The 10,883-nt window shown below is 29.0% G+C and carries 13 protein-coding genes; 11 read left to right on the top strand and 2 right to left on the bottom strand.

Translation table 11 applies throughout. From position 1 onward, the window contains the following. Positions 1–2 precede the first annotated feature (2 nt). From J8H85_RS19170 to J8H85_RS09570, 7 genes are all read left to right on the top strand, one after another. Positions 3–89, top strand: a complete 87-nt coding sequence (locus tag J8H85_RS19170; protein ID WP_394368987.1) for an IS3 family transposase — start codon at positions 3–5, stop codon at positions 87–89. A 111-nt stretch (positions 90–200) separates the two neighbouring features. After that, entirely contained in the window at positions 201–932 is a 732-nt protein-coding gene (locus J8H85_RS09595) for a hypothetical protein (RefSeq protein ID WP_209654979.1), read from the top strand. Between the two features lie 179 nt (positions 933–1,111). Next, on the top strand, positions 1,112–1,654 hold the full coding sequence (locus J8H85_RS09590; RefSeq protein WP_209654978.1) for an STM3941 family protein: 543 nt from the start codon (positions 1,112–1,114) through the stop codon (positions 1,652–1,654). 1,096 nt (positions 1,655–2,750) lie between these two features. Then, positions 2,751–3,257 (top strand): Crp/Fnr family transcriptional regulator, encoded by a 507-nt coding sequence (locus J8H85_RS09585; protein ID WP_209654977.1) that lies wholly within the window; start codon positions 2,751–2,753, stop codon positions 3,255–3,257. Then, a complete protein-coding gene (locus J8H85_RS09580) occupies positions 3,254–3,904 on the top strand; it encodes a DinB family protein (protein ID WP_317194994.1) in 651 nt (216 codons plus the stop codon). Before J8H85_RS09585 ends, J8H85_RS09580 begins: the two co-directional genes overlap by 4 nt. 120 nt (positions 3,905–4,024) lie before the next feature. Continuing rightward, on the top strand, positions 4,025–4,888 hold the full coding sequence (locus tag J8H85_RS09575; RefSeq protein WP_209654976.1) for a DMT family transporter: 864 nt from the start codon (positions 4,025–4,027) through the stop codon (positions 4,886–4,888). A gap of 102 nt (positions 4,889–4,990) precedes the next feature. Beyond that, positions 4,991–5,500 carry a GNAT family N-acetyltransferase gene (locus tag J8H85_RS09570; RefSeq protein WP_209654975.1) on the top strand — a complete coding sequence of 170 codons (510 nt, stop codon included), beginning with the start codon at positions 4,991–4,993 and terminating at the stop codon, positions 5,498–5,500. A gap of 151 nt (positions 5,501–5,651) precedes the next feature. Here J8H85_RS09570 and J8H85_RS09565 read toward each other — a convergent pair whose 3' ends face one another. Both J8H85_RS09565 and J8H85_RS09560 read right to left on the bottom strand, forming a co-directional pair. Continuing rightward, positions 5,652–6,815: an MFS transporter gene (locus tag J8H85_RS09565; protein WP_209654974.1), complete on the bottom strand. Its 1,164-nt coding sequence runs from the start codon at positions 6,813–6,815 to the stop codon at positions 5,652–5,654. 7 nt (positions 6,816–6,822) lie between these two features. After that, positions 6,823–7,398: an HD domain-containing protein gene (locus J8H85_RS09560; RefSeq protein WP_209654973.1), complete on the bottom strand. Its 576-nt coding sequence runs from the start codon at positions 7,396–7,398 to the stop codon at positions 6,823–6,825. 71 nt (positions 7,399–7,469) lie between these two features. Between J8H85_RS09560 and J8H85_RS09555 the strand changes: the two genes are divergently transcribed. The 4 genes from J8H85_RS09555 to J8H85_RS09540 all read left to right on the top strand — a co-directional run bounded on the left by J8H85_RS09555 (position 7,470) and on the right by J8H85_RS09540 (position 10,210). Then, positions 7,470–8,060 carry a Crp/Fnr family transcriptional regulator gene (locus tag J8H85_RS09555; RefSeq protein ID WP_209654972.1) on the top strand — a complete coding sequence of 197 codons (591 nt, stop codon included), beginning with the start codon at positions 7,470–7,472 and terminating at the stop codon, positions 8,058–8,060. Positions 8,061–8,607: 547 nt separating this feature from the next. Continuing rightward, the gene (locus tag J8H85_RS09550) at positions 8,608–9,177 is read left to right on the top strand and encodes a Crp/Fnr family transcriptional regulator (RefSeq protein WP_209654971.1); all 570 of its coding nucleotides are present in this window, start codon (positions 8,608–8,610) and stop codon (positions 9,175–9,177) included. 79 nt (positions 9,178–9,256) lie between these two features. Beyond that, positions 9,257–9,745, top strand: coding sequence for a cupin domain-containing protein (locus J8H85_RS09545; protein WP_209654970.1), 489 nt, complete (start codon positions 9,257–9,259; stop codon positions 9,743–9,745). A gap of 24 nt (positions 9,746–9,769) precedes the next feature. Then, entirely contained in the window at positions 9,770–10,210 is a 441-nt protein-coding gene (locus J8H85_RS09540) for a hypothetical protein (RefSeq protein ID WP_209654969.1), read from the top strand. Positions 10,211–10,883: the final 673 nt, after the last annotated feature.

Below are 10,883 nucleotides of genomic sequence, written 5' to 3'. Positions count from 1 at the left end.
ATATAAAGTATTATAATAATGAAAGAATTAAACTAAATTTAGAAGGTATGAGCCCGACTGAATATCGAGCTCATTATTATCAAAATTAATTATAAATTTGTCTAACCTTTTGGGTTCACTCTATTTTCAGTTTGGTGTGTACTTGCAAAGTTAAGTGCTAAACCACGCAACTACTCATAGCCGAGACCGTTGGCAAACATATGTCTAGACAAATAAAAACTCTTATACCATTCACATTTTTAATGCTAATCATAGGCTGTGCCGATAAAAACACCGAAGAAAATAGAACCAAATTTGATAAGATTTTAGGAGCAGAAAATGTCGAGACCGTAGACTACCTTGTGTCCGATTTTGAAAATGACTTTCTAAAAAGACAATATCCTAATTTGGATACTGAAAACGCCTATCGACAGTTTTTAACCGAACATCGTGATGACAATACTGAAAAATGGAATAGCATATCCCAAAAAGCAAGAAACAAATTTAAAGCGAGCAAATTGAGGCTCGAAATGTATGAATTTCCAGATTCTGTTTGGATTTTAAAGAATAGTACTTTTGATAAAATAGAATCAGACTCTTTGCCTTTTGTAGATATTCCTTTTCCATATATCAAATCGAGATATAAATACACAAATCCTAACGGAACAACCGATTATACATATTCCAGAAGTTACAGAGAAAATATATCCGAAACTCATTACGACTCTATTATAAATCAAGAAATGAACTCACCCAGATTTAATTATATCGGTAAATATCTGCAAGCGCTGGAGTCAATAAAAAATAAAAGCAATTTTCACCAAGAGTTTTATGATAAAAAAAGAAGTTTAGGCGTTCTATATCCAATGCTAGCTGATGTAATGCTGTTAGAAAATATAGATTTAAATGATAAGCTGAATAGAAGACTAATTGTGCTTGAATTAATATATTAAAAAACCATGGTGGTTTTCATTTACTCCCACAATTTGGATAATTGTAGATTAATAAATACAATCTTTCCGATAAAAAGCACATTTCAATAAAATCTTCAGAAATAATATTTCCTATATTAGTGCTATATACGGAATAAACACACCAGTGTGTTTATCCATACGTTGGGCAACATTAGAGAATGACCGAAATCAAATTATATAAATCAAATAAAAAAGTTCTGAAATTATTTCTACTTGCTGCACCATTAATTGCAGCAGGAATATGGATGATTAATAGAGATGGCGGAACTGAAACTGACCGGATAATGGGCTGGATTGGAACTTGCTTTTTTAGTTTAGCAATTCCGGTTGGACTTTTCCATTTGTTTGACAAAAGACCACAAGTAATAATTAATGAAATCGGAATATATGACAGAACGACCCACGATGAATTTATAAATTGGGAAATCATCAAAGATGCTTATCCAGTTAATGTGTACGGACAACATTTTATTTGTCTATTAGTTCCAGATGATTTTAAACCTTCTAAAAAAAAAGGAAAATTTTATAAAACTATAGCTAAACTAAATGAAGCTCTTGATTTTCAGGAATTGAATATACAACTCGGACAATTAGATATGGACACTTTAAAATTGACTGAATTTATAATCGCAATGACTCACGCGGAAAAAAGTAAAAAGGCGGAATTAATAAAAACGTTGCCCAACAAAGAACTGAGCTAAAATTTTGTAATCCTATAATAACAAATGCTTTTCATGAAATCTAATGCCATTTATCTTGCATTGATTTTAAATAATATTTATCTTTATCGAACCAGTAAATAAAGTGATTTATTTTGAGGTCATTTATAACCCCGTCAACAAATCGGCTAACAGATTGTTTTGTAAGATTGTAAATTATTGATACATAGCGCATAGTGTAGGGGAAGAGGCTTCCTGCCACCCCGACTTTTTAGTATATCAAACAGTGTTAAAAAACTTGGTAATCGAAAGATTATCAGGTTTTTGCATTTTAAGTAGTCTCATTTAATTTGCTTTGGTTTGGTGAAAAAAGTGACCTATTCGGTTACCAATACTAAAAAGCCATAAAAAAAGGTAACCGAATGACTTTTTTTTTTAATGTTTAACTTAAAAATGAAAGATTATGACACGTTCAAAAACCTTCAGTATCCTAATTTAGTCTAAAACTGGTAAATGTAAAAGATAGGAAGGCCCGACTTTTACCAGAATAACAGTAAGCGGTATACGTTCTGAACTTTCCCCAAAACTAAAGTTCTATATTTTAGATTGGGATTCCATTAAAAAGGAAGTTGTCTTCAAAATTACAAGTTTTATCTCATTCTATATTATTAAATTATGTTTGTAAATTTTTTCCACTTTTAAAGTTTCAAAAGAATATGACTTGTGGAAATATTTCAAAAATTTGATTTATGCAATGGATTCGTTAACCAAAATATTGGATTTAATGAATATCCTAAATGTTTTAGAAACCTACCGTATCCCTCTATCTTAATAAAAAATTAGAATTTGTCTATTTTGTCTGCGTATAGTATATTTCAAAAATGTTACTGTATTTCAATGCGGTTAAAATTTGTGTAGACCAATGTCAGAAGTTCTTTTGCTACTTTAAAAAATCCCAAAAATATTCTCGATTAATCTAATGTACATTGTTGTTTTTTTTCTTGTATTAATAGAAATTAAGTTGACATCCTAAATGCGTTTTTTTTACAAGTTTTTTCTATCTTAGTTAGGTAAAGAGCTCTTTATATAAATATATATTTAACCGCAAAAAATTGTAAACACTTATTGTTTGAAAAAAATGAAAGAAATCATAAGCCTTTCTAAAAAGGTAATAACCATTGAAAGAAACGAATTTCTGAAAGTGAAGGGCAGTATTGATTCTAATATATATTATATTGAAAGTGGAAGTTTAAGGATTTTTGTTTTAGACGAATACGAAGAACGAACCATTAGGTTTGGTTACAGGGAGAATTTAATTGCCTCGTTAGACTCTTTTTTGACAGGAAAACCTTCAGACTTATTCATTCAAGCTATTAAAAAGTCGGTTGTAAAAGTTATTACCAGGCAAGATTTTGACGAATTTTTAGAAATAAACAGTAATAGAAATTTATGGACAGAAATTTTAGAAAATTTAGTTATTCAACAGATGGAACGTGAAATAGACATTCTTACAAATTCGCCAAAAGAAAGATATGAAAGGGTTTTAAAACGAAGTCCTCAGCTTTTTCAAGAAATTCCAAATAGACATATAGCTAATTATTTAAGGATGAGTCCTGAAACTTTATCAAGACTAAAAAAGTCTTGACTTCAATCAAGATTTTTGATAATTGCTTTTTAGAACTTTGTCTAAAATTTAAAATTATGCAATCCGAGAAATTAATACAAACGCTTTTAGAACAGACAAGATTAATTATAAACCAAGCGGAAAAATTAAAATCCTATGATTTGAAAACTTTGACTTGGAAGGATAATGAATTTTCGTGGAATATGTTGGAATGTTTGGAACATTTGAATTTATATGGTGACTTTTATTTACCACAAATTGAAAAAAATATAAAAAAATCTAACACTAAATCTGAAACTGAATTTAATAAGGGGTTTTTAGGTGATTTTTTTTCAAAAAGTATGTTGCCAAAGGAAAAGTTAATTAAAATGAAAGCTTTTAAAAGTAAAAATCCCTTAAATCTAGATTTAGGTAGGAATGTTATAGATGTATTTGTAAATCAACAGATTAAGCTTTTGGAATTGTTAAATCAATCAAGAAATGTGAGTATAAATAAAGTGAAAATTCAAACTTCAATTTCAAGTTTGATCAGGTTAAAACTGGGAGATACTTTTCAGTTTTTGGTAAATCATAATATTAGGCATATAAAACAAATAGAAGGAATTTATGAAAGATGTATTATTCCTGAAATCCAAAAGGGCATAAGTGATAGAGTTAGTAGGTTATAAACCAAAAGATTGTCCATTGTCAAACTTTTGGTGTTTTTAGAATATAAATAAATGAATTCAATATTTTTACCTTTTTAAATACTACTTCATACACAATTCAAAAATAATGGGATAATCTAAATGCAAATATTAAGAATACACCAAAAGGAAAGTACAATAGGGATATTTTTTGCACTTTTATGGGCTTCTGCTGCAATAGCAATGAAAATTGGAATAAACTCATCATCGCCTTTAACATTAGCTGTTATTAGGTTTTTAATAGCGGGTTTTTTAATGGTTGTGGTTTTACATATTTTTCTCAATGAAAAATTTCCAACTAAATCAGAATGGTTAAAAGTAGCGATTTTTGGTTTATTAAATATAACTTTATATCTAGGTTGTTTATTTGCAGCAATTGAATATGTATCAGCCGGATTGATGAATCTTTTCATTTCAATTAATCCAATATTAATAATATTGTTTTCAGTTATTTTTTTGAATAGGAAAGTTTCTAAAAATGAGATCGTAGGTTTTATTATATGTTTTAGTGGTCTTTTAATTGCATCTATTCCCGTTTTGCAAGATTCTAAATCTAGTTTAATTGGACTTGTTCTGTTAATAATTGGAATGTCTTCATACTCTATTGGCAGTGTCTATTATAAAAAAATTGATTTAAAGTTATCAAATAGATTAATAAATGGTTGGCAAACTCTTATCGGCGGCATCCTTTTACTACCAGCCGCTTATTTGTTTAATAAAAAAACTATTCATTTAGATTATAATTTTTATTTTTCTCTGTTTTGGTTAACAATTGTTATTTCAGTTTTCACGACCTTGCTTTGGCTTAATTTGCTTAAAAGGGACACGGTAAAAGCTAGTAAATGGTTGTTTTTAGCCCCAGTTTTTGGATATTTATTATCATTTTTGGTTTTAGGAGAAGAAATAACACAATACGAATTATTTGGAACATTTTTTGTTATTATTGGACTTAATAAAAGCAAATAATTATTAGCTAAATTTATTGGTGTTTGTACCAAAACATAGGTCATATACATAAATGTTAATCGTAATATATAAAGTATAAACAATATCAAATATTAAAATTGAATGATAGAAACTCAGAATTTAAAACTCATTCCCTGTGACACTGAAATATTGAAATCTGCTATTCAGGGGAATGAAGCTATTGCAGCAAAGTTAAACGTGATAGTTCAAAACAATTGGACTGAATTTGGCATTAGTGCTTTGCAGTATTCACTTGATAGACTTATTGAAAGTGAAGAAGAAAAAAATTGGTGGACATATTTTCCTATTTATAAGCAAGACAATAAATTAATAGGAAGTGGAGGATATAAGGGTAAACCGACAATAGAAGGGACAGTAGAAATTGGATATGAAATTACTCCAGATTACCGAAATCGTGGAATTGCTACAGAAATGACCAAGGGATTAATACAGAATGCATTCAATGATAGCAGGGTAAAATTAATTATTGCTCATACGCTTGGATTTGAAAATCCTTCGACAAAGGTTTTACTAAAATGTGGCTTTACAAAAACCCAAAAAATCAATGACCCAAATGATGGGGTAATATGGAAATGGGAATTGAAAAATTAATGGAAAATTCTCCATTGTAAAAAGGTCATAAATTTTAATTGTTGGCTTTGTGGTAATTGTAATAATCCTTATACGTTTTCTTTGCGGGAGTAGTTGCTGAATTTGATAATCAAAATTTACAGCTAATTAAATATTAAATCCTAACAAACATTTATCGAGAATCCTTGATATAGGTAAAGAGCATATAAACTAAAGAAGAAAATACTATAATAGCATAAGTATAAAATATAATAGAAATCTCTGTTATCCCCTTCTGGAAATACCACCCCGAGCCAATAGCGCCAATTCCTATTCCAATTTCTAAGGCAATGAACATAGTGGCTATGGCCTTGCCCTTTTCTTTAGGATTGCATAAATCGACTGTCCAAGCATTTAAAGTTGGAGCCAACATGCCAATAGCAATGCCATAAATACAAGCAGCAACTACTAAACCACTTTTGGTATGATAAAAACCTATTACAAGGAAGGATGTAGAAAGGAAAATTAATCCCAGAATAATTATTAAATGACGACTAAATTTATCTGAAAGTTTTCCTGCAACAAACCGAACTAGCAATGACGCTAAGGTAAAAACAATAAAAAACAGGCTTTTATTCATTATCCCTAAAGAGAGTGAAAATAACGGAATGAGTGTTAACACAATTCCAAATGACAAATAGGAAATAAATGTAATTATTGCAGGATAAATTACTTTAACATCAATTATGTCCTTCAAATTAATTCTTAAAAGCGAAATTTTAAAGTTATTTTTATCTACTAAGGGTTCTTTTAAATTTATAATACATAATACGGATAATAATGAAATAAATGAGGTACTATAAAACAAAAAATTGTACGTATGATGCTGTTTAATAAGACTTCCCAAAGCAGGTCCTAATGCTAAACCTGAACTAAAGAAAAGGCTTTGTATTCCTAATGCCTCACCCCAACGGTTAGAAGGAATGATATCTGTAAGAAAAGCAGCAAAAGCTGTTGGACTAAAACCTGTTGAAAAACCGTGTAAAAGTCTTAAGAGCAAAAATCCATATACTGAAGTTAATATTGGATAAAGAAAACCACATACAATACACACAGCTATTCCAATTAACATTACAGGCTTTCTTCCAATTGTATCTGTTAACTTGCCACTGAATGGTCTTGAAATACTAGATGTAAGAGTAAATAAAGAAATAATTAATCCTATATATTGTTTTCCGCCTAGGCTTTCTAAATAAGAAGGCAGTTCAGGAATTAGCATATTATAACTAGATGAGAACAATATGGAACTAAGACATAAAAGACCAAAGTCCAAAGTATATAGTGATTTATTTTTCATTTATAATTTATTCGTTATAAAGTGCTTTAATTGTTTTTTCTACATACAACCAAATAGTGTTAGAGCCTAATTTAATTGTTTTGGTTTTTTTAATAATATTCTCAAAATTTATATTAAACTCAAACCAAGATCCACCATTGTTTGATTGATTCTGAAGAACTGGCTGAAATCTGTCCATGGCTTTTGCAAATTTGGCCTCATTTGTTTTTCCTTCTTCAAATTCTTTCCAAATCACAATTAAATTTTCCGCTTGGTTCTTAGGTAAAATTCCAAAAACACGTTTTGCGGCAACAAACTCTTCAATTGTATTAACATGATTCTTTGTGGTGTCAAATAAAAAAGTATCACCAGCATCTATTTCAACGATATCGTGAATGAGCAGCATTTTTAATACCTTTAAAATATCAATATTCTCGTTAGAATGTTCTTCTAAAATAATGGCCATTATTGATAAATGCCAGCTATGTTCTGCATCATTTTCTCTTCTGTCGCTATTAAACAATTTAGTTTTTCTTTCAATATATTTTAGTTTATCAATTTCCTTAATAAACTCAATCTGTTTTTCTAATCTATTTAGTTCCATATGGATTAATTTACAACACAAATAAAAATTAATATCTTTGAGCTAAAAAGGACATTTGTCCCAGTCTAAATATGATTAGAACAAATATTGAATTATTAGAATATATTGGATTGGCTGCAAATTCGGCTCATTTTTTTTTGAAAGAGGAAATTGAAAAAGGACAAAAGATAATTGAACAGAATAGGAATAGTGCTTTTGGGTATATAATTAAAAAAGGTATTGCAAAATGTTTTTTAACGGACGAAGGTGGAAATGATTTTATCCAAGAATTTTTTGGCGAAGGAGAATTATTTGGGGAAGTTGAAATAATAAATAACACTAATAGTTTTTGTACAATTCAAGCTATTTCTGAAATGACCGTTTACAAAGTATCTAAAACCAACTTTCAATATCTTTTAGAAAATGACAAAAAATTTAACACATTGATAATGAGGTCATTTGCTAAAAAAATTCAATACAAGGCAGTAAGACATTCTCATAATCAATTACATTCTATTAAATCTAATCTTAATAGATTAGAACAATCCACTTTAGGTTTTATGGAAATTATTTCAAAAACTGATATTGCAAGCTATTTAGGGATTAGTATAAGAAGTTTGAATAGGATTTTAAAAGAGCGAAGTTTGCAAGCCGGTTCTTTCACAAAAAATAAAGTAAAATAAAGGAGTATTATTTCATATACTTATGATTTAATCCATTAGTATATTAATTGTAAAGGGAGGTTGTTTATTCAAAAATACTTTTTTAAAATTAAGATGATTCTGAATCAGCACCAAATTCAATTATTGGAAATTGGAAACCAATCAAAGTAGTGAGGATTTGTTCTAATGGAAGGGAACATGTTTATATATATTCTATTTCTGAACAATTAGGGCGTATAAAAGCTGATTAATAGAATTTATTCAGCTTTTATTTTGAATTATGTAAAGTTAAATTTCAGTAATAATATGTTTTATTTTTTCTAATTTTAGTGTTTTAGAGAATGGGTTTTTAATTTTAATTAATGGCTACAGGCTTGGAATAAACTTAATTAAGATATTTTAATCCCAAATGTTTTTTTTTTGAAAACCATTGGATTCCTTATAATTAATTTTCTTAACTAGAATCCAATTATTACTGAGTATATAAAAAACTAAATTTCAAATGATTTAGTTGTTTTATAATGGTTTAAATTTACATCTTTCCATTGTTTAATAAATATAAAAGATTATGGACCAGCTTTTATTTAATATCGAGCGTACGTTTAAGGCCTCTGAAAAAGAGCTAAATGCGCTGAAAGGCGTGATGACAGAGTGTACGATTGAAAAGAATAATTTTTTTTTAAGATCTGGTGAAGTATGTGATACCTTGGCTTTTATAACTTCGGGTTCTATGCGTTTATATTATGATTCTCCAAATAAGGAGATCTGCAATGATTTCTTTTTTGAAAACTCCTTAATAGGGTCTATTGCCAGTTTTATGTCCAATTTACCTTCCATAATAAATATTGTGGCTATTGAAAAATGTAGCTTGTTAACTTTAAATAAGGAAGATATTGTGTTGTTAATAGAAAAATATGATACGTTTAAAAACATGTCCAATGTTATCATTCAGGAGCAACTAATCAGATCCGAAAAAAGAGAAGCCGACTTACTTCAAATTAGCCCTGAAGAACGTTTTAAAAATTTGATAGAGGAACATCCTAAACTCTTTAAAAGAATCCCATTACATTATGTAGCTAGCTATCTTAGTATTACTCCCGAAACATTGAGTCGATACAGAACCAAATTATTAATTTAATTGATTCTTGATTTGAATCAATTATATATAAATGATTCATTGTTTTCTTTGTTTATATATTAATTAAAGAATAATAATCATGAAAACACAATCAAAAAACGAACAGTTATTAGTTTTAACTGATATCATAATGGTTTTGGCCATTAGTAACGAATCAAATAATCAGTATGCCATCTTTCAAGAAAGCGTTCCGCCATTGGGAGGACCTCCACCACATACCCACCCCGATGAAGAAGTTTTCTATATTCTTGAAGGGGAATTCGAATTTATATTAAATGATTTAGAAAATCCATTTAAAGCACTTCCGGGCAGTGTTGTACATGTACCTTCAAATGCGGTACACACATTTAAAAATGTAGGTATTTCTCCAGGAAAGATGATAGTTATTTTAACTCCTGGTAATTTGTTGGATTTTTTTAGGGATATTGGCCACACATTAAAGGGTGCTGATGATTTTCCAAACTTGAATGAAGTGCCAGACTTTTCTAAACTTGATTTATCCAAAGTATTTAAATATGCACCAAAACATCAGGTCAATTTTATTTTGCCAGAGGTAATTAAAAATTAATTATTTTAGGTAGATATTTTCATTATGATAGTCATCAATATAATAAGGAATAGTAACGGAGATATTTATGGCAAATTAAGCTATGAACCAAAAAAAAATTATTTGCTCATGAAATGGACTGGTCCTTGTACGGAAAGCGAAGTAATGGCAGCATCTATGAAAATGTATGATTGGCAGAAAAGAGAAGGATTAAAAGCGAAATGTAAATTTCATGTTCATGACACCAAAGAAATGGAAGGAGCTTGGGCTGGGTTAGTGGATTGGATAAGTAATTACTTTTTCCCTTTAAACTATGAGTTTGGACTTCGATACAACATAAGTATTATATCACCAGATCTTTTTTCTAAAATGTCGTCCATAGAATTACAAAAAAAAAGCAATAATATAGTGACCACTATACTTTGTGAAACCATATCACAGGCCGAAGCATGGCTAACCAAAAAGTATATTGAATTATCTCAATAGACATTTTTACTTTCCTAGTAGATAAACAATAACAAATGGAGTGTTAGATTTAATCTAATACTCCATATGCTATTTATAGTACTGTTTATAACAACTTCCCTTTTGTATTATTTATGCAGGTTCTTGATTTAGATCAAGTGTACCCACAAACAAATGGTGGAAATTTGTTTCATTAAATAAACATTATGAAAACAAAAATTACACTTTTAGTTTTAACCTCAACCATTCTATTAACAGAAGCTATGGAAACTTGTAATATAATGATAGCTCTCCTAAAAAATTTCCTAGGAAACCATAAGGAATTGGATATCAATAAAAAAACAATTGTATGATAAAATTCCCCTATTAGAAAATCATATTCAAGAAAAATATGAAGACCCTGTAAATCCAAAGGAGTTAAGGATAGAATATGCTTTTAAACATAAAGATTGGGAGACATTCAAACTTTAAGAAGTAAACGTTGAACAGAATAAACTGAGGTCTATTATTATTAAAGTTATTTAAGATTATCATGCTTTATTAGACCCTAACGAATATCGAATATATGACAAAATAATTAACTTATTTAATGGAACAAGTACTAAATTATCTTTAATAAAAGTTGAACAACATTTTCTCCCATCTATTGATATTCTAGCAAACATAGGCAAAACTGAAGACGAGTTAGCTTTCA

The sequence above is a fragment of the Mariniflexile gromovii genome (genome assembly GCF_017814435.1).
In the GTDB taxonomy this organism is placed as follows: domain Bacteria; phylum Bacteroidota; class Bacteroidia; order Flavobacteriales; family Flavobacteriaceae; genus Mariniflexile; species Mariniflexile gromovii.
This window is presented reverse-complemented; position numbering and strand designations above follow the sequence as displayed.

What these genes read in the sequence shown, in the direction of transcription:
- J8H85_RS09595 (WP_209654979.1), top strand. Translation starts at nt 201, where the DNA reads ATGTCTAGACAAATAAAAACTCTTATACCATTCACATTTTTAATGCTA.
- J8H85_RS09590 (WP_209654978.1), top strand. Translation starts at nt 1,112, where the DNA reads ATGACCGAAATCAAATTATATAAATCAAATAAAAAAGTTCTGAAATTA.
- J8H85_RS09585 (WP_209654977.1), top strand. Translation starts at nt 2,751, where the DNA reads ATGAAAGAAATCATAAGCCTTTCTAAAAAGGTAATAACCATTGAAAGA.
- J8H85_RS09575 (WP_209654976.1), top strand. Translation starts at nt 4,025, where the DNA reads ATGCAAATATTAAGAATACACCAAAAGGAAAGTACAATAGGGATATTT.
- J8H85_RS09570 (WP_209654975.1), top strand. Translation starts at nt 4,991, where the DNA reads ATGATAGAAACTCAGAATTTAAAACTCATTCCCTGTGACACTGAAATA.
- J8H85_RS09565 (WP_209654974.1), bottom strand. Translation starts at nt 6,815, where the DNA reads ATGAAAAATAAATCACTATATACTTTGGACTTTGGTCTTTTATGTCTT.
- J8H85_RS09560 (WP_209654973.1), bottom strand. Translation starts at nt 7,398, where the DNA reads ATGGAACTAAATAGATTAGAAAAACAGATTGAGTTTATTAAGGAAATT.
- J8H85_RS09555 (WP_209654972.1), top strand. Translation starts at nt 7,470, where the DNA reads ATGATTAGAACAAATATTGAATTATTAGAATATATTGGATTGGCTGCA.
- J8H85_RS09550 (WP_209654971.1), top strand. Translation starts at nt 8,608, where the DNA reads ATGGACCAGCTTTTATTTAATATCGAGCGTACGTTTAAGGCCTCTGAA.
- J8H85_RS09545 (WP_209654970.1), top strand. Translation starts at nt 9,257, where the DNA reads ATGAAAACACAATCAAAAAACGAACAGTTATTAGTTTTAACTGATATC.
- J8H85_RS09540 (WP_209654969.1), top strand. Translation starts at nt 9,770, where the DNA reads ATGATAGTCATCAATATAATAAGGAATAGTAACGGAGATATTTATGGC.